Here is a 23,699-nt window from a genome sequence, read left to right as displayed (position 1 = left end):
AATCCCGTACCTTTGCGCAACGGCCCCGGCTGGCCTAACGAGGCGCCATGCCCACACCGCCCCCGTTCGACTTCGCAAACCTGTCCCTCGCCGAGATCGCGCGTCTCGCCGAGGAGAACCGGCTGCCCCCGGTCGAGAGCTGGAACCCGGCGCATTGCGGGAACAGCGACATGCGAATCGCGCGCGACGGAACCTGGTATCATCAGGGTTCGCCGATCGGGCGCCCCGCGATGGTCAAGCTGTTCTCGACGATCCTGCGGCGCGAGCCCGATGGCCGATTCGTGCTGGTCACCCCGGTCGAGAAGCTCGACATCGACGTGGAGGATGCACCGTTCCAGGCGGTGGAGATGAAGGCCGAGGGCGAAGGCGCCGCGATGAAACTGGGCTTCCGGCTGAACACCGGCGACCTGGTGAGCGCTGGGCCGGCCAATGCATTGCGATTCGAGGCGCGCGAGGACGGCCCCCGCCCCTATCTCCACGTCCGCCGCGGGCTGGAGGCGCTGGTGGCGCGGTCGGTCTATTACGAACTCGCCCAGATCGCGCTCGCCAATGGCAGCGCCCCGGCGGGCGTGTGGAGCAACGGCGCATTCTTTGCGCTGGAGCCCCATCCATGACGCTGGCCGAGCGGCTGCGCGTCGCGCTGGCCGGGAGCAACGGCACGGAAGCCTTCCTGCGCGGCGACCATCATGACTATGACCCCGAGGTGGCGGGCCGCGCGGCGGCGGTGCTGGTCGCGGTGACCGACCAGCGCGAGCCGGGGCTGATCCTGACCCAGCGCACCGACACGCTGCGCAATCATGCCGGTCAGATCGCGTTCCCCGGGGGGCGAATCGATCCCGGTGATGCCGGGCCGGTGGATGCCGCGCTACGCGAGGCCGAGGAGGAAATCGCACTGCCGCCGCACACCGTCCAGGTCGTCGGCACGGTCGAGCGCTATCGCACGATCACGGGATTCGACGTGACCCCGGTGATCGGCGTGATACCCCCGGGGCTGACGCTGGCTCCTGCGGAGGCCGAGGTGGCGGCGGTATTCGAAGTGCCGCTCGCCTTCGTCCTGGACGCTGCGAACCATATCGAGGCGCGCGCCCTCTATCAGGGCCGCGAGCGGCGCTATTACGAAATCCTGTGGGGCGACCGGCGGATCTGGGGCGCGACCGCCGCGATGCTCGTCAATCTGTCGCGGCGGCTGCAATGGGCGCGCTGATCCTTCCCGCCGCAACCTGGCGCGATCGACCGGGGCTCGAATCGCTCGCCCACGTGCTGGGCGCCGAGCAGGGCATGGCGCGCTTCGTCGGCGGCGCGGTGCGCGACACGCTGATCGGCGTGGACGTAGCCGATATCGACATCGCGACTCGCCACGCGCCGGAGACGGTGATCGGGCTGCTGGAGGATGCGCGCATCCGCGTCGTCCCGACAGGGCTTGCGCACGGGACGGTTACGGCGGTGCTGGAGAGCGGACCGGTGGAAGTGACCACCCTGCGCCGCGACGTTAGCACCGATGGGCGCCACGCCACCGTCGCCTTCACCGACGATTGGCGCGAAGACGCGGCACGCCGCGATTTCACGATGAACGCGCTCTATGCCGATCCGCTGAGCGGCGCGTTGTTCGATTATTTCGACGGCATCGCCGACCTCGAGCGGCGGCACGTGCGGTTCATCGGCGACCCGCTTCGGCGAATCGCCGAGGATCATCTGCGAATCCTGCGCTTCTTCCGCTTCCTCGCGCGGTTCGGCGATATCGCGGACCCCGCCGGGCTCGACGCCTGCACCCAGCGCGCAAAGGACCTGATGGCGCTGTCGCGCGAGCGCGTCGCCGACGAACTGCTCAAGCTGCTGGTCGCGCGCGATGCGGTGCGCGTTGCGGGGGTGATGGTCGAGCACGGCATCTTCGCCCCCGTGCTGCCCGAGTTCGGCGCCGAGGGCGTCGCGCGGCTCGCCAGGCTGGCCGAGCGCGAGGCGGCATCAGACACCCCGGCGCATGCGATCCGACGGCTATTCGCGCTGCTCCCGGGCGACGCCAAGACCGCCGAATCGGTCGGCGCGCGGCTCAAGCTCTCGAAGCTCCAGCGCGAGCGCCTCGCGCGCCCCGCGCGATCGCAGCAAGCCGAATCGGCGGAGGCGCTGGCGTACCTGCTCGGCACGGAGGGAGCGATCGACCTGTTGCTGCTGTCCGACCGACCGCTGGCAGATATGGTGGCCGCGGTCCGCCACCTGCGCGACTGGGAGGTGCCGGTGTTCCCGATGGGCGGCGGCGCGATTGTCGCGCGCGGGATACAGGCAGGCCCCGACGTCGCGCGGATGCTCAACGCCGTGAAGGCGCAGTGGGTCGCGGAAGGCTTTCCCGACACAGCGCGCGTCGAGCAGATCGCCGACGCAGCAGTCGCTCAGGCCCGCGACGCCATCAGGAAGTCGTAGGCGGCGCGCTCCTCGAGCGGGCGCGCATAGAGGAATCCCTGACCATAGGTGCAACCGAGCGCGGCAAGCGTCTGCGCCAGTTCGTTGGTCTCGATCCCCTCGGCGGTCGTCTGCATCCCCAGCGCCTGCGCGAGACTGAGGATCGCGCGGACGATCGCCACCTTGTCGCGATCGGCCAGCATGCCCGACACGAAACTACGGTCGATCTTGAGCAAGTCGATCGGCAGCTTCTGGAGATAGGCGAGGTTCGAATAGCCGGTGCCGAAATCGTCCATCGCCAGCGTGGTGCCCAAATCCTTGAGCGCCATCAGCGTCCGGCTGATCCGGTCGGGATCGCTGACGAGTGCGCTTTCGGTAAGCTCAAGCGTCACGCGCGCGCCCGAAATGCCGTGGCGGTCGAGCGCGATCTTGACCATCGCCGGAATCTGGTCGCGCTGGAGCTGGATCGCGGACAGATTGACCGCGACCTTCACGCCGCAATCGCCGCCCGCCGAGCGATCCCATGCCGCCAGCGTCCGCGCAGCCTCCTCCATCGCCCAGCGCCCGAGCGGAACGATCAGCCCCGATTCCTCCGCGACGGGGATGAAATCGTTGGGCGACAGCTTGATCCCCTCCTCGGTCGTCCAGCGCGCAAGCGCCTCGAACGCGGTGATGCGCCCGGAGGCAAGGTCGCAGATCGGCTGGAAGCTGAGCGTCATGTCGCCATTTTCGATCGCGCGACGCAGTTCGGACTCCATTCCGAATTGTTCGCGGGCGATATCGAATGCGCGGGTGTGATACACTTCGGTGCGGCCGCTGCTCTTGGCGCGCTTTACCGCGAACTGCCCGTTGCGGATCAGGTCCTCGGGGTCGCCCTCGCTATCGGCGCCCATTGCGATCCCGATCGAGCATTCGATGCGGATTTCGAAATCGGAGAGGCGGAACGGCGCCGCGAGCGCGCCCTGGATTCGCTTCGCGACCTGAAGCGCGTCTTCGGCACCATCGTCCAGCGTGATGAGCACGCCGAACTCGTCTCCGCCCAACCGGGCGAGCGTGTCGTGCCCGCGCAGCGCACCCTTCAGCCGGCGCGCGACCGAAATCAGCAGCTCGTCCCCGGCAAGGCCGCCGACACAGGCATTGACTCGACTGAAGCGATCGAGGTTCACCACGAGCACGGCGAACCCCTTGGCATTGTGCGGGCCGATCAGGGCCTCCAGCTGGTCGCTGAACCCGGCACGGTTGGACAGTCCGGTAAGGCTGTCGGTCGCCATTTCGCGACGCAGGCTATATTCGGTGCGCAGTTCCGACGTCTGGTCGACCAACGTCGCGAGACAGCGCTTGTGCCGCCGATCGACTGCCCGCCGCGCGAGCAATACCCGGAAATGGCGGCAGTCGACTTCGTCGCCGAATTGCCACGAGATCTCACACCGCGTGTCGCCGGATTCGAGAAAGCGGAGGATGCGGGCCCCGAGCAGCGTTATGACAGGCGAATCGCTGCCGACGATGCCCAGCCCTGCCACCCGAAACGGCTTGTTGACCGACTCGATCTGGAGCGCATCCTCCTGGAGCAGCAGCACCGCCGCAGGGACGGGCAACAGGTCGAGCAGCATACCGCTGTCGCCGGGGCCAAATGCCACGGGATCACTGGCCGGCGGCGGTGGCGCAGCCGGAGTCGAGAAAAAAGCTTTGGGCCGCCGGAACGCCATCAGGCTTTGACTAGGACAAATTCGTTAAATCGTCCTAAAATAACGATAACCAGGCAGACCATCCCGTTCATCAAAATTTGTTGTCGCGCGGGAAGCCGGTTGGGGGCATCCGGCCTGCCGCGCCCCGCGCCGCACGCCAGGGGCTGAGGTCGCTTTCGGTCCGCGTACGACCGGTGTCGCCGCCCATCGCCCAGCTCAGCCCTTCTTCCATCCGGAACGTGATCGCATCCGACAGCCCGCCGTCGCGGAAGCGCTGGAGCTGGACCCCCTGCCCGCGCGCCATCTCGGCGACTTCGGTCAGCGGGAAGACGAGCATCTTGCGATTGTCGCCGATCGCCGCGACCGCGTCATGATCAGGAGCGATCGGGCGGACCAGCTTGAGCACCGCGCCGGGGCGTGGCGACATCACCTGCTTGCCCTTGCGGGTTTCCGCCACGACGTCCTGCGCGGCGACGATGAAGCCCCGCCCGTCGCTGGCCGCGACCAACAGCCGTGCCGCCGTCGACACCGGGAGGAGCGCAACGACACCGCGTTCGCCCTCCAGGTCGACGATCAGCCGCACCGGCTCGCCAAATCCCCGCCCACCGGGCAGCTTGTCTCCGCCCAGCGTGTAGAAGCGCCCATTGTCGGCGGCGAGCAGCAGCTTGTCGGTCGTCTGCGCATGGAAGGAGAAGAGCGGACCGTCGCCTTCCTTGAACTTGAGTGTCTCCGCCGAGGCGAGATCGACATGCCCGCGCATCGCCCGGATCCAGCCGCGCTGCGACAGGATGACGGTGATCGGCTCGCGCTCGATCATCGCCTCCAGCGGGATTTCGCGCGTGGGGCCGGCTTCGCGGACCTGGGTGCGCCGCGCGCCGAGCGGGGTATCCTGGCCATAGCGCACGAGCAGCTTGCCGAGGTCGCGCTTCATCCGCGTCCGCTGGCGTGCGTCGGACGAGAGCAGCAGCTCCAGCTCGCCCTTCTCCTTTTCCAGCGCGTCCTGCTCGCGGCGCAGTTCCATTTCCTCGAGCCGCCGCAGCGAGCGCAGCCGCATGTTGAGGATCGCCTCGGCCTGGCGGTCATTGAGCGCGAATTCGGCGATCATCACCGGCTTGGGCTCATCCTCGGTGCGGATGATCTCGATCACGCGATCGAGGTTGAGGAATGCGATGATATAGCCGCCGACCAACTCCAGCCGATCGGCGATCTTGCTCAGCCGATGCTCGGACTTGCGCCGCAGCACGATGAACTGGTGCTCGAGCCACTGGCTCAGCGCCTCGTGCAAGCTCATCACGCGCGGGGTATGCCGCGCGTCGAGCACGTTGAGGTTGAGCGGCACCCGGACTTCGAGGTCGGAGAGGCGGTACACGCTCTCCATCAGCGTGTCGGCATCGACGGTGCGGCTGCGCGGCTCCAGCACGATGCGGACATCGTCGGCGGATTCATCACGAACATCGCCCAGGATCGGAAGCTTCTTGTCGTTGATCAGCTCGGCAATCGCCTCGATCAGCTTGCCCTTCTGCACGCCGTACGGGATTTCGGACACGATCAGGTGCCAGCCCCCGCCCTTTTCCGAGACCTTCTCGATCTTTGCGCGTACGCGGAAACTGCCGCGCCCGGTGGCGTAGGATTCGGCGATGGCTGCCGGACTGTCGACGACGACACCGCCGGTCGGGAAATCGGGGCCGCGGACATGATCGAGCACGTTCGCCTGCGGATTGTCGATCAACGCGACCGCCGCCGCGATCAGTTCGGCGGCGTTGTGCGGCGGAATCGACGTGGCCATGCCGACCGCGATCCCCGCGGCGCCATTGGCGAGCAGATTGGGGAACAGCCCCGGGAACAGCTCGGGCTCTTCATCCTCGCCATTATAGGTCTGGCGAAAATCGACGGCGCTTTCGTCCAGCCCGTCCATCAGGTCGATCGCGACCTGAGTCAGCCGCGCCTCGGTATAGCGATAGGCCGCGGCGTTATCGCCGTCGATATTGCCGAAATTGCCCTGCCCGTCGACCAGCGGATAGCGCAGCGCAAAGGTCTGGGCGAGGCGGACCATCGCGTCATAGACCGACTGGTCGCCATGCGGATGATATTTACCGATCACGTCGCCGACGACGCGCGCGCACTTCTTGTAGCCCGACGCAGGGTCGAGCTTGAGCAGCCGCATCGCCCATAGCAGCCGGCGATGCACCGGCTTCAGCCCGTCGCGCACATCGGGCAGCGATCGCGCGGTGATCGTCGACATCGCATAGACGAGGTAGCGCTCCGACAGCGCGCTATCGAAGGGAACGTCGGTGGGGCCGGCGGGATCGAGGAGTTCGGTGTCGAGTGCCATCCGCCCACCGATAGCAGCGCTTTCCCGAAAGGGAACAGACCCGGTGTCGCGCCGATTTGGGGAACGCACCAAAAATGGTTAACAAAGCGCAACGAACCTGGGGGGACGCAATGCGATTCGTCTGTGCTTTCGCGGCGCTCGCGCTGCTCTCCGGATGCGGCGATCTTTCCCCCAAGGCGCCACAGGGCGGGGACGCCGACCTGTCCTCGGCGGCAAATGCGGCAGCGTTCGCGTCGACCGGCACCGGCTTTGATTATCGCTATGCCTATCGCCTCCCTGGCAATCGCGTGAAGGGCGTGCTCCAATCGAACGCCGACGCATGCGACCGGCTGGGCCCGGCACGGTGCCGGATTCTCTCGATGCGCTATCGAGTCGATGACGCGAACCACATTCGCGCCGTGCTCACGATAAACGCCGATCCGCTGATCGCGCGCGCCTATGGCGACGCCGTCACGCGCAATGTGACGAGCGCCGACGGCGTGCTGGTCGATACCGAAGTGACCGGAACCGATTCGACGGCCTCGGCGCGAAGCGTCGCGGTGATCCGGCGGCTTCAGGACCAGCTCCAAAATGCCCGGTCGGGGACCGGCCCCGAGGCGCAGGCGCGCGCGGCGCGGCTCCAGTCGGCGCTCGACACGATCGCCGAGATGGAGGCGAGCCAGGGGCAGACGCTGGCCAATGCGCCCCTATTGCTCACCTATGAATCGAGCAATGCGCTGACCAGCCTGGGATCGTCCGACGCGAACTTCCGCAACGCCGGGCTGACGCTCCAGAACTCACTGTCGCAACTGGCGCAGGTCCTCGCCAATGTCGGGCCGTGGCTGCTGCTGATGCTGGTGGTGGTGCTGATCCTGCGATGGATCATCCATGGTCGCCCGATCGGCAGCGCCCCAGACGGCGAACAGGCGCCGCCGGCAGACGCTCAACGAGCGCCGCGCGACGGCAACCTGATCCAGCGCTGGTTCGCCCGCGATGAGCAAGAGGCGATCTAGGGTCCGGATGGCCCCTGAAGGAATCGCACGAAATCGGGCGAGGATAACCAACCGCTGGTATGCGCCGATCGGCCTTTCGCAGATCAGCGACGCGATGCGAGCGCCGGTATCAAGACATTGTCGATGAGCTCGCAAAGAAAGTCCTGGGTCGACGGCTTCTGCCTGACGACTGCCTGATAGAAGATCATGATTTGTGCGACTTCATCGAGGGGTTGCGTTTTCAAGGCGTCACCGTGCAATTCGCCGCGCTCGATCGCGCGTTCGACGATGCTTCGCCACAGCCGCGACCGCAGGTCCTCCAATTTGCGTGCCACCAGCAAGCCCAATCTCGGATCCTTGTGCATGGGCAGGATCATGCCGGCCAGCATGCGCGCCCGATCTTGGTTCAGCGTCCGGGCGATCAGTTCGCCGAAGGCCAGCAGATCGGCCCGCAGCGAACCCTGATCGGGCAACCGCATCTGCATCATTTCCAGATCGTGTTCGATAGCCGCCACGATGACGCTGTATGCATCCGGATAGCGCCGATAGATGCTGGTTGCCGGAATGCCCGAGAGCCGGCAGATCTTGGCCATCGTCACGCTCTCAAGCCCAGTTTCGGCCAGCAATTTGAGCGTTACTCGCAGGATCGTTTCGTCGAGCGCCTTATCACGCGGTCGCCCCGGCTGCACCGCGCCTTTCAGAGTGGGATTGGGCATCTGGTCTCCGTCCGATGGGCTCGACCGCACCCTTGCTGGGGCCGGCGACGAGTGATATCGAGTTTCGCAATACCTCTGTAGCGAAATATGGTGCTATAAATTATGCTGATAGCCAACCGAACGTTCCCGACAAGGAACGGATTTTCGCGGAACCGAGGAGATCGCACGTGCGACAAGCAGCGCGAAGACCACCCTCCTCTGCCGAACCTCCCCTGTCCGAATTGCCCGCCGAGGGCAGGCGGAAACCAATTCGCCTGAACAAACCACATCGTCCGCCCAGACGCGGCCAATTACGCTTCACCTCTAACGCGAAATGAAAGGCCCAGACATGCACACGCGCGATTCGAACAGCGTCCCGCCTCCAACTGAGCCGCCGCACGCTGATCGGCGGCGGCCTTGCCCTCGGTGGGATCGCGCTTGCCCCCGCTTTGCCAGCGGCCGCAGCGGACGAGCCGGACGGGTCGACGCGGCAGCAACTCGGCACGCCGGTGTACGTCGACACCACCAAGGATTTGGCCAGCCACACCAACACGTTCCTGGAATCCTGGTACATCAACGCCGCCTTTGAAAGCGGCGGCAAGATTCTGGGTTTTGAATGGCACCAGGGTATCACGCCGATGGGCAGCAGCACCGAGTTCCTGGTGATGAACGCCACGGTCGACGTCTGGAGGCCCTATGCGGCGGCCGAGGCCATGTCAGCGAAAGTGGGTGCCTCGACCACGGAGATGCATGTCTATTCGTCCATCGGCGCTCTTAGCGGCGACCGTTCCGAAATGCGGTTCAAGGCCGTAAACGGCAACAACAGCGTCGATGTTGTGATGCGCCCCCAGGCTGCCGAACTGTACAACGGCACGACCGGGCTGCTGCCCTTCCTGGGGACCGACTCCTACGAGTTCGCGTTCCCCAACATGCTCACCAAAGGCACGATCACGATCGATGGCGTAGTCCATGCGGTGAATTCGGACGCGGTCTGGTTCGATCGGCAATGGGGTATCGCAGCTGGCCTGACGCCGGCCGACCTGCAGCGCAATGCTGCAGTGGTCAACCAGGCCCACTGGACCTGGCTGGGCCTGAGCTTCGGCGAGGGCAACCGGTCGGCAATCTCGTTCTGGGATGTGATGGGACAGGATAATCGCTGGACGTTCCTGACCTATTTGGCGGACAATGGCCTGCAAACCAATGTGGACGCTCGGATCGAATACCAAAAGGTCTGGACCAGCAACGCGACCGGACAGAAATATCCCGGTCTCGTGTACATCACGGCGCCAAAGCTCGATCTCGAACTCGTCCTGACAGCCATGATGTCCCGCCCCGAATTCGTCTATCCCGTCGGACAGGGCCACAATGGCGGGCAATCGCTCTGCCGTGTTTCCGGGCATCTGGGCAAGACGCGCATCGAATCCCACGCACTTCTAGAGATGATCGGCGGCATCGTGGCTTGATGCCAAAATCTCCGGCCCGGCGGGTTCCCACCGTGCCAGGCCGGAGAACCGCGCTTGCTTCGACGAGGACGGAGATGGCGAAAGCGAGACGGCGCATGACAACGCACACGTTGCAGAGCGCTGGATCAGCGGCCCGTCTGGGTCAGCGCCGGCGCCGGCGCACTATGCCTTGGAAAGAGCGCCAGAAGCCACGCCATAATCGGGGAACCAGTGGCGGAGAGGGAGGGATTCGAACCCTCGGAACCCTTACGAGCTCAACAGTTTTCGAGACTGCCCCGATCGACCACTCCGGCACCTCTCCGCATTGGCGCGGCAGGCAATGTTCCTTGCGAAACGCTGCTTGCCAGTCGATGAGGGCGCGCCTCTAGCGCAATGATTCACGCGCTGCAACCCGCCTCCTTGTGCGCAACGCCACAGACACTAAATTAGTTGGATGCCTCGCGTAACCTCCGCTCCCCTGCCCTTCGACGCGACGGTTCCCATGCCGCCCGTCTCGCATGCCCGATTCGCCATCGGAGACATTGTGTGCCACCGGCTTTTCGAGTTTCGCGGGGTGATCTTCGACGTCGATCCGGTCTTCGCGAACAGCGCCGAATGGTATGAGGCGATCCCCGAGGACGTCCGCCCGCGCAAGGACCAGCCCTTCTACCACATCCTCGCTGAGAACTCCGAGTCGAGCTATATCGCCTATGTCAGCCAGCAGAATCTGGTGGTGGACGAGACCGACGAGCCGGTAGACCATCCGGCGATCGGCGGGCTGTTCGAACAGTTCGCCGACGGACGCTACCAGTTGAAGCGCGAACACCGCCACTAAGCGACGGGTGGGTGACCGCCGAAGACGGCGTATCCGGTCGCCCCCCGAATAGGAGGCGACCGGTGTTTCGCGATCAGAACTTCATGGTGACGCGACCGTAATAATAGCCGCCATTGATCCCATAAGGGCTGAACGTCAGCGGCGCGTCGATGACGTTGCCGCCGTTGACGAGCGTGTTGTTGGTCGTACCCGGGACCAGGGCGACGGTGGGTGGCCGCTTGTTGAAGACGTTGTTCGCGCCCACCGACAGCTTGATGAAGCTGGTCAGGTCGTAACCCAACTCCATGTCCACGAGGAACGCAGTCGGGATTTCCTGCTTGTAGTAGGTGCCGCCGTTCGGGCTCGTATAGTTGGACGACTTGCCGAACAACGTGCCGCGCAGCGTTGCCGAAACGCTGTCCAGCGACCAGTTTGCGCTCCCGATCACCTTGAACTTGGGCGATGCGCTTTCGAGGTTGCTGATCGTCGCCAGGTCGAACAGCGCGATCGGCGTCGTCGATCCAGTGGGAGTCAGCTTGGTCGGCGCCGCCTTGACCTTGGTGACCTTCGTTTCGTTGTAATTGCCCGACAGCGTCCAGGCGATCCGGCCATAGGCGCCGAGATCGGTGGGGTAGCTGGCCGTTACCTCAAGGCCACGGGTGCGGGTGTCGGCGCCGTTCGTGAAGATGTTGATGCCGGTCTGCGACACCGTCGGATCGAGGACATTGCCGTTGGCGACGATCGCCTGGGTGACCACCGCGAAATTGGTCGCGCCCCCGCTGCCGAAGATCGACCCCGTCCCCAGGATTCGGTTCTTGATCTTCACCTGATAGGCGTCCGCCGTGATCGTCAGGCGATCCACCGGGCGCGCCACGAACCCGGCCGAGAAGTTGGTTGATTTCTCCGGCTCGAGGTTCTGGAAGCCGATCAGCTTCGCCGCCGCCGAATTGGCCGGCAACTGGACAAAGGCCGAGGTCGGCGAGACGTTGGTCGCCGAATAATAGCTCTCCGCCAGCGTCGGCGCCCGGAACCCCGTGGACACCGTGCCGCGCAGCGCGAACGTATCGGTGAAATCATAGCGACCCGTGCCCTTGAAGATCCACTGGCTGCCGAAATCCGAATAATGCTCGTAGCGCACCGCGCCATCCAGCTTCAGCCCGACGATCGGGCTGGCCGCGATGTCGAGATAGCCCGCCTCGTTCTCGCGGCTGTGCCACCCGGCATCCGATGGGCGGAACCCCGGATAGGACTGGCCGCCTTCCTTGTAGATCGATGCCGAGTCGCCCGAGCCGATCGCATAGGTGTTCTTGCGATATTCGGCGCCGAACGCGATCGTCACCGGCTCCGCGAAACCGGCTTCCAGCGCATAGGTGAAATCGGCGTTGCCGGTCAGCTCGGTCGCCTTGAACGAGCCGTTGTAGAACGTGGTCGGCGTGAAGTGGGTGTCGATGAACAGCGAGCGATTGGCGCTGTCGAGCGTGTAGACCAGGTTCTTGTCCTGGCCATAGGTGGTGCTTAGATCATAGGTGAAGCCGCCGGCTTCGCCGCGGAAGCCATAGGAGAGCGACCAGTCGTCCTCGCGAATGCCTTCGCGCGGGGAGAAGCCGTTGGACGGACTGTCGCCGTCGGGATCGAACACGATCGAACCGGCCGCGCCCAGCGTTCCGCCAACGCCGAGTACCGAGGACGCGATGACGCGATCGGGCACGCGCAGATTCTCATAGGCGCTGGCGATTCGCTTCGAATAGGTCGCGTTCGCATAGAGCTCGACATCGCCGAAATCATAGCCGGCATTGGCCTGGACATTGGTGAGGTGCGACTTCGCGTCGCCGTTGATCTTGTTGACGTACGGAAAACCGGGAATGTTGGCATAGAGCGCCTTTTGCGCCGCCGACAGGCTGCTTAGCAGCACACCATTGGCATCGGTCACACGCCGATCGAGCCCGCCCACCTGCGTGAAATCATGGAAACGGTGGAACACCGTCGCGTTGATGAAGCCGTCCTCGCCGATCTTGGTGCCCAGATGGAGCGACCCGGCATAGGTTTCGCCGCCGGTCTCGTAATTCTCGCCGGCGGTAAACATCGCCTCGCCGCCTTCGGAGGTCTTCTTCAGGATGATGTTGATGACACCCGCGATCGCATCGGAGCCATATTGCGCGGCGGCACCGTCCTCGAGCACTTCGATATGGTCGATCGACTGCGGCGTGATCAGGTCGAGATCGGCGGTCGCCGCGCCCTGAAAGGGTCCGCCGAGGACGGCAAGGTTCGACGTGCCATGCCGCCGCTTGCCGTTGACCAGCACCAGCGTGTGGTTGGGGCTCAGCCCGCGCAGGCGCGCCGACAGCGTCAGGTTGGCGGTGTCGCCACCGAACGCCTGGGCAGTGAACGACGGCACCAGCTGCGTCAGCACCTGATTGAGATTGGGTTGGCCAACACTTGAAAGCTGTTCGGAACTCAACACTTTGATCGGCGTCGCACTCTCGGCGACGGTGATTCCAGTTACGCGGGTACCCGTTACGATAATATCAGACTGGTCGGTATCCGCCGACGGGTCGGTCTGGGCATAAGCGCTGTTCGCGGAAAGGCACGCAACGGCGAGCGCAAAGGCAGAGACGGTGGTGGTGCGTAACATGTGAGATTCCCCCGGATAGTGAGGCGCTCTCAGGTCTCCCCTTCTGAATCCCCCATTTTAGTGGCGCCCTCTCGGCCGGGGGCCGATCGGAGGGCCTTGCTCATCCGCACGAACGGGATCGTCTCCGCCCCCGCGCGGCAATGAAACTCTTCGTGCGTCTCGAATCCGGCGCGGCGATAGAAAGCCAGACCGGGCAGCGTCGCCATCAGCTCGAGCCGCGAAAACCCGGCTGCGGCGGCAGCCTCCTCGCACCGGTCGAGCAGCCTCGCGGCGAGCCCCTGGCGGGCGAACGCCGGATCGACGAAGAACGCGCGAATCCGGGCGGGATCGCGCGCCGGATCGATCGGGCGATCGTCGCGCACGGCAAAGCGATCGCCACCGAACAACGTACCCCGCGCGCTCCAGCCGCCACAGGCGACCGGCTCGCCCCCCTCGCCTTCGACAAGATAATAGGTGCCGTCGGCGATCAGCTCTGAGTCGACGCCGAAGATGTGCGCAATCGCGGCATCGACCTGCGCCCCGTCATAATGGCCGCGGCTCAACCCGCGCGCCGACCGCTCGATCAGCGCTTCGAGCGCCGGGACATCGCCGGCTTGCGCCGTTCGCAAGTGCAGCATCACGCCAGCGGCTAGCGGCTTCGTCATAGGCGGAACTCGTGGCGTCTGCCCGTAGAACAAATACAACGCTCCATTGCGCCCCCCACGCGAATGGGGAAGCACTTGCTAAGCCAGACGCGACCTAAAGGCCGACGTGGCATGGATATTCCTGGGACGCCGGGTCTTTGACCTCGGCTGGTAACTGCGGAGACACAAAGAGGTCACGATTCTTTCTGCGTTGCAACATTTTCTTCACCCACTGACCCTAGGGACCGAACCGCGCATGGGATTTTCCGGCGACCATTGCATTCGTGCAACGGTTTCGCCTGGCCGGCAAAACGGCACGCCGACGCTTGACAGCGCGGCCTCCTTATCCTAGCTGCGCCCTTCCTTCCTGCACGGACAATGTCTGTGCGGGCACAAGCTTTTTGGGTTGAGACAGAGCCATGTTCGCTATCGTGCGCACGGGCGGCAAGCAGTATCGCGTTGCCGCAGGAGACAAGATCGTCGTCGAGAAGCTCGACGGCGAGGCCGGATCGTCGGTCACGCTGGGCGACGTTCTGCTCGCCGGCGAAGGTAGCGAGCTGACGCCGACCGACGGGCTGACCGTCTCGGCAGAGATCATCGCGCAGGCGAAGGGCGAGAAGGTCATCGTCTTCAAGAAGCGCCGCCGCCACAATTATCGCCGCAAGAACGGCCATCGCCAGAACCACACGATCCTGCGCATCACTGCGATCGGGGATCACAAGGCAGAGAACGCCAAGACCGCAGCTCCCGCCGAGGCAGAAGCCCCGGCCGCGGAAGCGTAAGCGAGCATAAGAGGAGTATAGACCATGGCACATAAGAAAGCAGGCGGCTCTTCGCGCAACGGTCGCGATTCGGCTGGTCGTCGTCTCGGCGTCAAGAAGTTCGGCAGCGAAGCCGTGATCGCGGGCAACATCATCGTGCGCCAGCGCGGCACCAAGATTTATCCGGGCGTGAACGTCGGCATGGGCAAGGACCATACCCTCTTCGCGCTTACCGACGGCCGCGTGTCGTTCAAGGAAGGCCGTCTTGGCCGTAAATTCTGTTCGGTAGACGCAGTGGCGGAAGCCGCAGAGTAACAGCGGGTAACCAGCCGGGTTGCCCACCAGGGCGACCCGGTCTGTATCGACAGACCAAAAGGGAGACGGGTCGCCCCGGCTCCCTTTTTCATTTCTCCCCCGCAATCGCGGCGCAACAACCACGTCACAGTGACATGGCTTGGGGGCACCGCAGGACCGAGGAGAATGGTCATGTTCGCGCGTACGCCTAGACTGACATTGCGGCCCGGCTGGCCCGAGGACGCCCCCGAACTGGCCCGGGCGATCGGGCATGAGGCGGTTGTGCGCAACCTCGCCCTCGCGCCCTGGCCCTATCCGATCGAGGCTGCCGAGGCGTTCCTGGCGCAGTTCGGCGACCCGACCGAATTGAAGTTCCTGATGTTCGAGCATCAGGCGGGACAGCTCGGCCTGATCGGGGTGATGTCGATCGGCGCCCACAGGGACGAGCCGCATGAGCTGGGCTATTGGCTCACGCCCGCCGCGTGGGGCCGAGGCTATGCGACCGAAGCCGGACGCGCCGTGCTGGAGGCGGCCCGCGCGCTGGGAATCCGCCGCGTGACCGCCGGGCATTTCATCGACAATCCGGCATCCGGGGCGGTGTTACGAAAGCTGGGATTCCGTGCAACGGGCCGGGTCGGCACGATGTATTCGCGCGGCCGCGGTTGCGAGGTGGCGACGGCGCTGTTCGAGCGCACTCTGTCCGACGATGGCTGCCGCAGCGATGATCCGGACAATCGCATGGCGGCGTGAGGCGAACGCCCCACGCCGCCGCCCCCAAATCGGCGGGAGTCTTTGCGTTGGGGCGGCGATATCCCCTAAGCGGGGCGCTCACGGATAAAGAGCGCGCTTCCATCGATGTCGACACCCCCACGCAAACGCCTGTCCCCCGAACAATCCCGCGATGCCGCGCTGGACGCTGCCCGCACGCTGTTGCTCGAATCGGGGCCGCAGGCGGTGACGTTGAAGGCGGTCGCGGCGGCGATCGGGCGGACGCATGCCAATCTGCTCCACCATTTCGGATCGGCGGCGGGGCTGCAAAAGGCACTGGCGGCGAGCATCGCCGGGCGGGTGAGCGCCAAGATCAGCGCAGCGGTGATCCGCTCGCGGTCGCAGGACCATGATCCGCGCGAAGTCGTCGACCTGACCTTCGACGCGTTCGATACCGAGGGTGCGGGGGCGCTGGCGAGCTGGATGATCCTGACAGGCAACCAGGACGCGCTCGACCCGATCCTGGAGGCGATCCACCGGCTGCTCGACGAGATTGCGGAGGGGCATGACGACCAGACCGTGCCGCTGCACGAACAGACGCTCCAGCTGGTGCTGATGGCGCTGGGCGACGCGCTGCTCGGTGCGCCGATGGCGCGGGCGCTGGGGCTGCCGCGCGACAAGGCGCGCGAGATGGCGACGGCGCAATTGCGGGCGTCGGTGGTCCTCGACCCGTATTGACGCCTAGCCGAGGGCGCGCGCCCCTGCCTGGGCGAGCGCGCCGTCGATGGCGCGGGCCAGCCCGGCGAGCGTGTAGGGCTTGCGCAGCACCGGGAAGCCCACCAGCATCTCCGCATCGGCATCGCCCGCAAAGCCGGTGACGAACAGCACCGCGACATCCGCGATGCGGTCGCCCAGCCCGGCGATCATCTCCGGGCCGGTCTGCCCCGGCATCAGCACGTCGGACAGGATCAGGTCGACGGGGCCGATCGCGGCGAGCAGCGACGGCGCCAGCAGCGGATCGGCGCAAGGGGTCGGGCGGTGCCCCAGTTCCTCGAGCGCCGAGACCGTCGCCGCGAGCACGCGGGGATCGTCCTCCACCACCAGGATGGCGTGCGACGGCGCGGCGGGGGATGCGGGCGCCACCGCCGCCTCTACCCCCGGCTGCACCGCTTCGCCGTGGTGGCGCGGCAGGTACAGCGTGACTCGCGTCCCCGCGCCCGGCGCGGTCTGAATCGCGATCTCGCCGCCCGACTGGCGGACGAAGCCGAAGATCTGGCTGAGACCCAGGCCGGTGCCCTTGCCCACCGGCTTGGTGGTGAAAAACGGCTCGAACACGCGATCGAGCACCTCGGGCGTCATCCCGCAGCCGGTGTCCGCCACGGTAATCCGCATATAATCCCCGGCCGCGCATTCGCTCCGCTCACCCTCGGCCAGCGTCGCCTGGCCGGTCGAGATCGTCAGGGCGCCCCTGCCCTCCATCGCGTCGCGGGCGTTGACCGCGAGGTTGAGCAGCGCGTTTTCGAGCTGGTGCCGGTCGACCCAGATCCGCCAGCCCGCGCTACCCCCCTCGGTATGGACGCTGACCGTATCCCCAAGCGTGCGATCGAGCAGGTCGGACATGCCCGCGATCAGCGCGTCGGGATCGACGGCCTCGGGCATCAGCGTCTCCGAGCGCGCGAAGGCGAGCAGCCGGCGGGTGAGCGCGGCGGCGCGGTTTGCGCCCTCCATCGCGTTGTCGATATGCCGCAGCGCGGCGCCGCCGCCGGTCTGGACGTGGCGCTTCGCCAGTTCGAGCCCGCCCACGACGACCGCGAGCATGTTGTTGAAATCGTGCGCGATCCCGCCGGTCAGCTGGCCCACTGCCTCCATCTTCTGGACCTGGCGGAGCTGGGCCTCCGCCGCCTCGCGTTCGCGCGCCTCGGCGAGGAGCTGCGCGGTCGCCGAGTCGACTGCCTGGCGCAGTTCGGCGGCGCGCTCGCGCTGCGAATGCGCCTCGGCATCGGCGGCGGCGCGCTCGCCCTCGGCCTGTACCGCGAGCCAGCCGAGCAGCACCGCGGCGAGGACGATGACGATGCCGAACGCGGTCAGCACCCGCGACGCGAGGCTGGAGCTGGCGATCAGGTCCGACGCCGCCTGGGTGCGCTCGCGCAGCAGCCCCCGCTCCGAATCGACGACATGCTGGAGCAGCATCTCCACATCCTGCCGCGCCGGGCCCTGGCGGACCTGGTAATAGGCGCCCCAGGCGTCGCGATGGCGCTTGTACGACGAATAGAGCGCGGTCTCGTTCAGCTCCTTGCCGCGGGCGTCGAAGGCGCGGCGCAGGGCCGCCAGCCGCTTCTGCTGCTCAGGATTGTCCGCGGTGAGATGCTGGAGCCGGGCGAGCTGTTCGCCGGCGCGCTGCCAATAGCCGGCATATTGCTGGCCCAGCGTCTTGTCCGCGCTCACCACATAGCGGCCCAGCGCCGCCTCCGCCGAGGCCACCGCCGCCGAAAGCTGGTTGGCGCGGATGATGACTTCGAACGTGTGCTGCTGGAGCGTGATCGCCTTGTCGCGCTCGACATCGGCGCGCTGCTGGATCACGATCAGCGCGACGAGCACGGCGATCCCGAGCACGGCCAGCGCGCCCAATATCCAGATGCGCCAGCCCGCCGTGCGCGCCGGGCGCTCCACAAAAAGAACCGCGTCGTTCATTCCGCCTCGAACCTAGGCACAAGCACGGTGCGAGGAAAGCAGCCGCGTCGGGGTCAGCCGATCACTCCGACGGCCTGCCCGGCGGCGCGGAACATCGCCAGCACGCGCTGGATCTGCTCGGGCGTGTGTTCGGCGCACAGCGAGCAGCGCAGCAGGAAGGTGCCCGCGGGCGTCGCCGGGGGGCGCGCCATGTTGACGTACAGCCCGCCGTCGAGCAGCGCCTGCCACATCGTCACCGCCTGGACCTGATCCTCCAGGATGATCGCGATGATCGCGCTGTCCGGGTTTTCGGTCCCCAGCCGGAAGCCCATGTCCTTCAGCCCGCCGTGCAGCGTGCGGGCATTGTCCCAGAGCTGCGCGCGCTTGGCATGCGCGGTCATCAGCTTGCGGATCGACACCGCCGCGGTCGCGACCACCGAGGGGGGCAGCGACGCGGTGAAGATATAGGGCCGGCACGCCAGCCGGATCGCCTCGAACTTCGGGTGGTTCGACACACAGAAGCCGCCGACCGTCCCGACCGACTTCGAGAAGGTGCCGACGACGAAATCCACGTCCGCCTCGCACCCCTGCGCCTCGTACACGCCGCGGCCGTTGGGGCCGTAAAAGCCCATCGAATGCGCCTCGTCGCTCAGCACCATTGCACCATGCTTCTTGGCGACCGCGACCATTTCCTTCAGCGGGGCGACGTCGCCGAGCATCGAATAGACGCCCTCCAGCACGACCAGCTTGCCCACGCCCGCCGGCAACCGGCCCAGGCGCTTGTCGAGGTCCTCGACCGAATTGTGGCGGAAACGCACGATCTCGGCATTGCCCTGCTGGCAGCCGTCATAGATCGAGGCGTGGCTGTCGGCGTCGAGGATGACATATTCACCCTTCCCCGCCAGCGTCGAGATCATCCCCAGATTGGCCATATAGCCGGTCGAGAACACGATCGCGCCCGACACGCCGTAAAAGTCGCGCAGCGCCTGTTCGACGTCCATATGGTCGCGGAAGGTGCCGTTGAGCATCCGGCTGCCATTGGTGCCCGAGCCGAAGCGGTCGAGCGCGTCCTTGCCCGCCTGGATCACGTCGGGGTCGAAGGTCATGCCCATGTAATTATAGGTGCCGAGCAGGATCGTCTCGCGGCCGGCGATCACCGCCTCGGTCGGCGACTTGACCTGTTCCATCACGATCGCGAACGGATCGGTGACGCCGCTGTCGAGCAGCGCGCGGCGTTCGGCGATCAGCCCGTCGAATTTCGACATCAGGTCGCGCTCGGGCGCCACCTCGGCGGGGAATTCGGGGAGCGCGTCGGCGGTCTGGAGGCTCTCGCTCACGGCTCAGCCCTTCAGCTTCTGGACGGCGTCGACCAGCTGGCCGACATTCTCGATCTCCGCCTGCATGTTCATCGTGATCAGGATGTCGAATTCATCCTCGATCGCCGCGACGAAATCCATGACGGTAAGGCTGTCCCATTCGAGGTCGCCGGCGAAGCTGGTGGTCTCGGTCAGGGGCACGCCCTTCTTGTTGAAAGGCTCGATTTGCGCGGCGACGGTGGCGAAGATTTCGGAGCGATCAGTCATGGGGCCGGTCCTTAATGGCATCCCCCGCCAGTGCCAAGCGAATGCGGCGCGGGTGCGGCGGGGGTGTGGGACGCGGAGGCGAAGTTTACGAAGTTTAGGGTTCGGAAGGGGTGCGGGGCGCGAAGTTTACGATCCTCGCGCACAGGCGGGGTGAACGGGGGTTGGGCGCGCGCGACGGGCGCGGGCTTTGGGGCCGGGCGCGCGCGGTGGGGGTTGCGGCGATGTCAAAGAGCGTGGCGGCTTGTGGGCTGCTGGGGAGAGAGAAGCAGTTGAAATCCTACATTGCAAGGTGGTGGGCGCGGGATTCTTTCGGGTACGCTTGCGGAGAGAGTGCCGGATCTTTGCGCAGCCTTCGGTCCGACGCTCCGGTTAGCCACCTTCATTAAACAACAAGACGAGCTTCCGGAAAGTACATCGAAACTGGGGTATCCACTTCGACTCCGGCCTCCAAAGCTCTCCGCGCCTGACTAGCGATTTCAGACTTGTAAAGCTCAACATTTGGCAAAAGGGTATAGATGTTCCGGTTATCGATCGCGATTGTACGCATCTGATTGACATCGAATGGTATCGGATCACCATGACGAACAATTTGAACAATTGGAAGTCGAATAGCATGCCTTAGTGCAAGTTCATAGAAAACATTCGCGTTGGAAAATGACAAATCAGCAACCACCAACCTTGACCTGAATAGATATTCCATGATCTGTCGCGTAATTAACCCAGGACGATCTATCTGATCAGCTCGAACCACTTTTAAGCCCACTGTTTGAATGGCTGGCTCTACAATATTCTCAAGAAAAAGATCCGAGTGCTTTCGCGCATCTGAATCCTGCTCGCCTATCGCAGTGATATAGAAGCAGGTTGTCTCGAAACTTGCTTGTTCCTGCGTGATGAGCGTCGTGCCCCCCTATCACTACGGGGGGCACAGTAGACGCAGTTGAAGATGGGGCGCCCGGTAATGTGTCCAACAAATGCTCGATTGTTACAACACGATCTGCGCCAGAAAGATTCTGGAGTAGTCCCACAGCCTTGAGGTTTACAATGAAGGTGTCTACGCCCTCTTCAAGATGATCCTTTTCTGTGCCGGCCTCCTTCATAGAATCAATCAAAGTTGCTCGAGGCGGGAGCTTCGTATTTATGAATTTTTCGTACAACGCGCTGAACGGGCCAATATCGGTAATGGCCAGCTTTGCTTTCAATCTCGCAGATTCGCGAGGACTGACATTATCGTCACAAACTTTCTTTCCGTCCGCCGTCAGCTCAAGCTGTTCGCTTATATAGCTTCCCTTGATCAACCCATACTTGTTCGCGTTCGTAATCAGCATTCTACTCGTGCTGCTGTCTGGCGTCCTCTGCAGGTGATCGAATAGGGTTAGCCGCCGCACTGGAGTACCGCTGCCGAGATTGTAGATGTCCTTCGCAAAGGTGAGAGCCTCCTCGAATGGACCTGCTGGAAACGGTCGATTAGTCCTCGTCCGTCGCGCTTTAGGTTCCGTAGCAGCCGCCGCTGCTGTAGCTGCCGGCTCGGGAGGTTGGATCTTGGATTTGGCCCGCCTTCTCCGCACTGGCTTCGCCTCGAGCTCTTCTGCCACGCTATTCCCGCCCCGATCTTAATCATGCGAGTTAATCGTAATCTTAGTTCCGCCACAAGGATGAAAATAGTCCGACCGCCAAAGCTGTACGCCCGCCAACTTCCGAATGAAACATCCGGCGGGAAGTGCCCGATGTCTGATTTCCTTGATATACCGCCCTAAATCGCGTGGTCCGCAGCCCGCCCGAATCTAGCCCCAGTCCCACAGCCACCCCCCCTAAACCCAGGGAATCGCATATGAAATGGACCTTTCTTCTTTTACTTCTCGTCGCCCTGAACTTGTTTCAGGGCCCAACGCGCAACGCGGGAATCCACAGCTTGCGGCGCGTTGGATGCTGAAACAAGTTCAGCATGACGAGAAAATTGAGCGCTCGCGTCCAATTGCGATTGCCCCCCTCAAACCGACCGCACCCGAACCCCCGCCCCGCCCGGCACCCGCGCCGACAGCCGCAAGTCGCGCAGTGCGTCGCGTTCCAGCCAGGTCAGGAACGCGGGCATCAGCATCGGGCGGGCGAAGAGATAGCCCTGGGCGAAGTGGTAGCCGAAGGCGTGGATTTTCGCGAGCTGGTCATAGCTTTCGATCCCCTCGAACACGCATTCCAGCCCCATATTGTTGCACAGCCCGGCAATCGCGGTGACGATGTTGCGGCCGGAGATGCTGTCGAGGTCGGCGGCGAAGCTCTTGTCGATCTTGATCTTGTCGGGGGCGAGGCGGCGGAGATAGCTGAGGCTTGAATAGCCGGTGCCGAAATCGTCGAGCGCGACCTTTACCCGGAGCCTGCGCAATTCGCGCAGCGCGCGCTCGGCGGCGTCGACGTCGCGCAGCAGCGCGGTCTCGGTCAGTTCGAAGGTGATCCGGTCGGGGGCGATCGCGCCGTGATGGATGGCCTGGAGCAGCGACTTGATCGTCGCGGGCGACGTGATGTCGTTCGCCGAGAGATTGAACGACAGCCCGATATGCCCCGGCAGGCACAATGCGCGCTCCAGCGCCTTGCGGAACAGCGTGAGGGTGATCGAGTGGATCAGCCCGGTGCGTTCGGCCATCGCGATGAAGCTGTCGGTCGGCACCCGCCCCAGCTTGGGGCTGGTCCAGCGGGCCAGCGCCTCGACCCCGACCACGGTCATCGCGTCGATATTGACGATCGGCTGGAACTGGACATCGAGTTCGGCTTCGAGATCGGCTTCGCGCAGGGCGTTTTCGAGCAGCCGCTCCGACCGGATCGTCGTCTCGTGCGCGAGCGAGAATACGCCGCTGCCGCCGCGCCGCTCGGCCTTGACGTGATACAGCGCATAGTCGGATCGGTCGAACAGCGCGTGCGCGGTCGCCCCCGCCTCGGGATAGATGGACAGCCCGCACGAGGCGCCGAGCGACACCTGGATATCGTCGAATTTGAACGGTCTGGCGAGGAGATCGCAGAATTCCTGGCCAATCTCGGCGGCGCGATCGACGTCTTCGAGGATGAGCAGGCCGAACTCGTCGCCGCCCAGCCGCGCGACGATGACGCCGTCCGCGGCGGCCGATTGCAGCCGCATCCCGACCTGCGCCAGGAGGCGATCGCCGACGGCATGGCCATAGGTGTCGTTGAGCGGCTTGAACCGGTCGAGGTCGAGCACCCCGACTGCGAACCGCGCCTGGGCAACGGCCTTGGCGCGGAGCACTTCGTCGAGCTTGGCGAAGAAGAAGCGGCGGTTGGGCAGCCCGGTGAGGCTGTCGGTCAGCGCGACGATGGCGTTTTCGTGGCTGAGCTGCTCGGCCTCGCGCTGCTTGGCGGCGAGCTTGTCCTTCGATCGAACCAGGCTGTTGAACCCGGCAAAGCTGTTGAACAGCACGCGGATGATCACCATCGTGACCAGCGCGACGTTGAACGCGATCGCCGTGAACACGGCGTTGCCGACACTGACATAGTGGAGGAGGTAGGGCACCATCACCACGCCGGTGAGCACCAGCGCGGCCTGGGGCACGTGCATCAGGCAGAAGATGCAGCCGATCACCGTGACCGGGATGAAGACGGCGATGTGCGCGCGCTCAAAGGGCCCCCCGAACTGGTCGAGCGAGAGCGACCATATGACATAGGCAAGCCCGAGGATCGCCGCGTGCGCCGTGGTGCGCCGAAGCCGCATCACCGCATATTCGGGGGTGGCATCACCGGCGGTTCGCGCCCGCAGCCAACTCACGGTGCGCGCGATGCACAGCGTACTGAGCGCCGCCGGGACCGCGATCGTGAGAAGCGCAGGCGCGAGCGGATAATGCGTATAGGCGACCGCAAGCGCGTTCATGGTCAGCAGAAGGTATAGCAGCGGAACCTGACGACGCAGTTCGCGTAGTTGCGCTACCGCAACGTCATCCGGTGCGTCCCGAAAGGTGAGCCATGAAGCCAGACGCATGGCGAGATCCAAAACAAGCAACGAATACCAGCGTCGAGCTGTACCATCGCCAGTATAATTTCGCGTTAATTGTTGTTTGCTACTTCTCGCAGGCGCGGCGAAAGGGGCGCCGTGGCGTT

21 protein-coding genes and 1 tRNA gene are annotated in these 23,699 nt (G+C 64.8%); 10 read left to right on the top strand and 12 right to left on the bottom strand.

Annotated features, from left to right (window positions below):
• Positions 1–47: 47 nt before the first annotated feature.
• From TS85_RS05540 to TS85_RS05530, 3 genes are read left to right on the top strand one after another with little or no spacing between them, the layout of a single operon-like run.
• On the top strand, positions 48–614 hold the full coding sequence (locus tag TS85_RS05540) for a DUF1285 domain-containing protein (RefSeq protein ID WP_044330903.1): 567 nt from the start codon (positions 48–50) through the stop codon (positions 612–614).
• Positions 611–1,204 (top strand): CoA pyrophosphatase, encoded by a 594-nt coding sequence (locus tag TS85_RS05535; RefSeq protein WP_044330902.1) that lies wholly within the window; start codon positions 611–613, stop codon positions 1,202–1,204. Before TS85_RS05540 ends, TS85_RS05535 begins: the two co-directional genes overlap by 4 nt.
• The gene (locus TS85_RS05530) at positions 1,192–2,415 is read left to right on the top strand and encodes a CCA tRNA nucleotidyltransferase (protein WP_044330901.1); all 1,224 of its coding nucleotides are present in this window, start codon (positions 1,192–1,194) and stop codon (positions 2,413–2,415) included. The genes TS85_RS05535 and TS85_RS05530 overlap by 13 nt, the downstream gene beginning before the upstream one ends.
• Here TS85_RS05530 and TS85_RS05525 read toward each other — a convergent pair.
• Positions 2,385–4,004: a putative bifunctional diguanylate cyclase/phosphodiesterase gene (locus TS85_RS05525; protein WP_155006563.1), complete on the bottom strand. Its 1,620-nt coding sequence runs from the start codon at positions 4,002–4,004 to the stop codon at positions 2,385–2,387. The two genes, TS85_RS05530 and TS85_RS05525, sit on opposite strands and share 31 nt — an antisense overlap.
• Before the next feature lie 166 nt (positions 4,005–4,170).
• Positions 4,171–6,411 (bottom strand): DNA topoisomerase IV subunit A, encoded by a 2,241-nt coding sequence (gene parC, locus TS85_RS05520; protein ID WP_044330899.1) that lies wholly within the window; start codon positions 6,409–6,411, stop codon positions 4,171–4,173.
• Positions 6,412–6,521: 110 nt separating this feature from the next.
• Between parC and TS85_RS05515 the strand changes: the two genes are divergently transcribed.
• A complete protein-coding gene (locus TS85_RS05515; RefSeq protein ID WP_044330898.1) occupies positions 6,522–7,403 on the top strand; it encodes a hypothetical protein in 882 nt (293 codons plus the stop codon).
• 83 nt (positions 7,404–7,486) lie between these two features.
• On the opposite strand, the gene TS85_RS05510 is transcribed toward TS85_RS05515, so the two are convergent.
• A complete protein-coding gene (locus TS85_RS05510; RefSeq protein ID WP_044330896.1) occupies positions 7,487–8,098 on the bottom strand; it encodes a TetR/AcrR family transcriptional regulator in 612 nt (203 codons plus the stop codon).
• 428 nt (positions 8,099–8,526) lie between these two features.
• Between TS85_RS05510 and TS85_RS05505 the strand changes: the two genes are divergently transcribed.
• Complete coding sequence (locus TS85_RS05505; protein ID WP_227698689.1) at positions 8,527–9,540, top strand: lipocalin-like domain-containing protein; 1,014 nt, start codon at positions 8,527–8,529, stop codon at positions 9,538–9,540.
• Between the two features lie 211 nt (positions 9,541–9,751).
• Here TS85_RS05505 and TS85_RS05500 read toward each other — a convergent pair.
• Positions 9,752–9,841, bottom strand: a tRNA-Ser gene (locus TS85_RS05500).
• Between the two features lie 132 nt (positions 9,842–9,973).
• Between TS85_RS05500 and hspQ the strand changes: the two genes are divergently transcribed.
• Positions 9,974–10,354 carry a heat shock protein HspQ gene (gene hspQ / locus TS85_RS05495; RefSeq protein ID WP_044330893.1) on the top strand — a complete coding sequence of 127 codons (381 nt, stop codon included), beginning with the start codon at positions 9,974–9,976 and terminating at the stop codon, positions 10,352–10,354.
• 73 nt (positions 10,355–10,427) lie between these two features.
• On the opposite strand, the gene TS85_RS05490 is transcribed toward hspQ, so the two are convergent.
• Together TS85_RS05490 and TS85_RS05485 are read right to left on the bottom strand one after the other, a co-directional pair.
• Positions 10,428–12,965 carry a TonB-dependent receptor plug domain-containing protein gene (locus tag TS85_RS05490; RefSeq protein ID WP_044330892.1) on the bottom strand — a complete coding sequence of 846 codons (2,538 nt, stop codon included), beginning with the start codon at positions 12,963–12,965 and terminating at the stop codon, positions 10,428–10,430.
• Between the two features lie 29 nt (positions 12,966–12,994).
• Positions 12,995–13,609 carry a GNAT family N-acetyltransferase gene (locus tag TS85_RS05485; protein WP_227698688.1) on the bottom strand — a complete coding sequence of 205 codons (615 nt, stop codon included), beginning with the start codon at positions 13,607–13,609 and terminating at the stop codon, positions 12,995–12,997.
• A gap of 398 nt (positions 13,610–14,007) precedes the next feature.
• On the opposite strand from TS85_RS05485, the gene rplU reads away from it, so the two are divergent.
• From rplU to TS85_RS05465, 4 genes are all read left to right on the top strand, one after another.
• Entirely contained in the window at positions 14,008–14,370 is a 363-nt protein-coding gene (rplU, locus tag TS85_RS05480; protein WP_044330891.1) for a 50S ribosomal protein L21, read from the top strand.
• A 24-nt stretch (positions 14,371–14,394) separates the two neighbouring features.
• Positions 14,395–14,664: a 50S ribosomal protein L27 gene (gene rpmA, locus TS85_RS05475; protein WP_044330890.1), complete on the top strand. Its 270-nt coding sequence runs from the start codon at positions 14,395–14,397 to the stop codon at positions 14,662–14,664.
• Between the two features lie 171 nt (positions 14,665–14,835).
• Positions 14,836–15,393 carry a GNAT family N-acetyltransferase gene (locus TS85_RS05470; RefSeq protein WP_155006319.1) on the top strand — a complete coding sequence of 186 codons (558 nt, stop codon included), beginning with the start codon at positions 14,836–14,838 and terminating at the stop codon, positions 15,391–15,393.
• Positions 15,394–15,498: 105 nt separating this feature from the next.
• A complete protein-coding gene (locus TS85_RS05465) occupies positions 15,499–16,089 on the top strand; it encodes a TetR/AcrR family transcriptional regulator (protein ID WP_044330889.1) in 591 nt (196 codons plus the stop codon).
• Between the two features lie 3 nt (positions 16,090–16,092).
• On the opposite strand, the gene TS85_RS05460 is transcribed toward TS85_RS05465, so the two are convergent.
• From TS85_RS05460 to TS85_RS05445, 6 genes are all read right to left on the bottom strand, one after another.
• A complete protein-coding gene (locus TS85_RS05460; protein ID WP_044330888.1) occupies positions 16,093–18,042 on the bottom strand; it encodes an ATP-binding protein in 1,950 nt (649 codons plus the stop codon).
• Between the two features lie 53 nt (positions 18,043–18,095).
• Positions 18,096–19,286, bottom strand: coding sequence for a serine palmitoyltransferase (gene spt, locus TS85_RS05455; protein WP_173426265.1), 1,191 nt, complete (start codon positions 19,284–19,286; stop codon positions 18,096–18,098).
• Positions 19,287–19,361: 75 nt separating this feature from the next.
• On the bottom strand, positions 19,362–19,604 hold the full coding sequence (locus tag TS85_RS05450; RefSeq protein WP_044330885.1) for an acyl carrier protein: 243 nt from the start codon (positions 19,602–19,604) through the stop codon (positions 19,362–19,364).
• 382 nt (positions 19,605–19,986) lie between these two features.
• Positions 19,987–20,304, bottom strand: coding sequence for a hypothetical protein (locus tag TS85_RS25265; RefSeq protein ID WP_155006318.1), 318 nt, complete (start codon positions 20,302–20,304; stop codon positions 19,987–19,989).
• Between the two features lie 91 nt (positions 20,305–20,395).
• Positions 20,396–21,196: a hypothetical protein gene (locus TS85_RS25260; protein WP_155006317.1), complete on the bottom strand. Its 801-nt coding sequence runs from the start codon at positions 21,194–21,196 to the stop codon at positions 20,396–20,398.
• A 395-nt stretch (positions 21,197–21,591) separates the two neighbouring features.
• Complete coding sequence (locus tag TS85_RS05445) at positions 21,592–23,472, bottom strand: putative bifunctional diguanylate cyclase/phosphodiesterase (protein ID WP_052507763.1); 1,881 nt, start codon at positions 23,470–23,472, stop codon at positions 21,592–21,594.
• Between the last annotated feature and the right edge of the window lie 227 nt (positions 23,473–23,699).

It is taken from the genome of Sphingomonas hengshuiensis (assembly GCF_000935025.1).
In the GTDB taxonomy this organism is placed as follows: domain Bacteria; phylum Pseudomonadota; class Alphaproteobacteria; order Sphingomonadales; family Sphingomonadaceae; genus Sphingomonas; species Sphingomonas hengshuiensis.
Note: the sequence above shows the minus strand (reverse complement) of the source record. Positions and strands in the feature narration are given on the sequence as shown.

Bases quoted from the DNA above. Each gene is read 5' to 3' on its own strand.
- TS85_RS05460 (WP_044330888.1), bottom strand. From the start codon at position 18,042: ATGAACGACGCGGTTCTTTTTGTGGAGCGCCCGGCGCGCACGGCGGGC.
- parC (WP_044330899.1), bottom strand. From the start codon at position 6,411: ATGGCACTCGACACCGAACTCCTCGATCCCGCCGGCCCCACCGACGTT.
- TS85_RS05470 (WP_155006319.1), top strand. From the start codon at position 14,836: ATGTTCGCGCGTACGCCTAGACTGACATTGCGGCCCGGCTGGCCCGAG.
- spt (WP_173426265.1), bottom strand. From the start codon at position 19,286: ATGTCGAAATTCGACGGGCTGATCGCCGAACGCCGCGCGCTGCTCGAC.
- TS85_RS05535 (WP_044330902.1), top strand. From the start codon at position 611: ATGACGCTGGCCGAGCGGCTGCGCGTCGCGCTGGCCGGGAGCAACGGC.
- rplU (WP_044330891.1), top strand. From the start codon at position 14,008: ATGTTCGCTATCGTGCGCACGGGCGGCAAGCAGTATCGCGTTGCCGCA.
- TS85_RS25265 (WP_155006318.1), bottom strand. From the start codon at position 20,304: ATGGAATATCTATTCAGGTCAAGGTTGGTGGTTGCTGATTTGTCATTT.
- TS85_RS05515 (WP_044330898.1), top strand. From the start codon at position 6,522: ATGCGATTCGTCTGTGCTTTCGCGGCGCTCGCGCTGCTCTCCGGATGC.
- TS85_RS05445 (WP_052507763.1), bottom strand. From the start codon at position 23,472: ATGAACGCGCTTGCGGTCGCCTATACGCATTATCCGCTCGCGCCTGCG.
- TS85_RS05510 (WP_044330896.1), bottom strand. From the start codon at position 8,098: ATGCCCAATCCCACTCTGAAAGGCGCGGTGCAGCCGGGGCGACCGCGT.
- TS85_RS05525 (WP_155006563.1), bottom strand. From the start codon at position 4,004: ATGCTGCTCGACCTGTTGCCCGTCCCTGCGGCGGTGCTGCTGCTCCAG.
- TS85_RS05530 (WP_044330901.1), top strand. From the start codon at position 1,192: ATGGGCGCGCTGATCCTTCCCGCCGCAACCTGGCGCGATCGACCGGGG.
- TS85_RS05465 (WP_044330889.1), top strand. From the start codon at position 15,499: ATGTCGACACCCCCACGCAAACGCCTGTCCCCCGAACAATCCCGCGAT.
- TS85_RS05540 (WP_044330903.1), top strand. From the start codon at position 48: ATGCCCACACCGCCCCCGTTCGACTTCGCAAACCTGTCCCTCGCCGAG.
- TS85_RS05485 (WP_227698688.1), bottom strand. From the start codon at position 13,609: ATGACGAAGCCGCTAGCCGCTGGCGTGATGCTGCACTTGCGAACGGCG.
- hspQ (WP_044330893.1), top strand. From the start codon at position 9,974: ATGCCTCGCGTAACCTCCGCTCCCCTGCCCTTCGACGCGACGGTTCCC.
- TS85_RS05450 (WP_044330885.1), bottom strand. From the start codon at position 19,604: ATGACTGATCGCTCCGAAATCTTCGCCACCGTCGCCGCGCAAATCGAG.
- TS85_RS05490 (WP_044330892.1), bottom strand. From the start codon at position 12,965: ATGTTACGCACCACCACCGTCTCTGCCTTTGCGCTCGCCGTTGCGTGC.
- rpmA (WP_044330890.1), top strand. From the start codon at position 14,395: ATGGCACATAAGAAAGCAGGCGGCTCTTCGCGCAACGGTCGCGATTCG.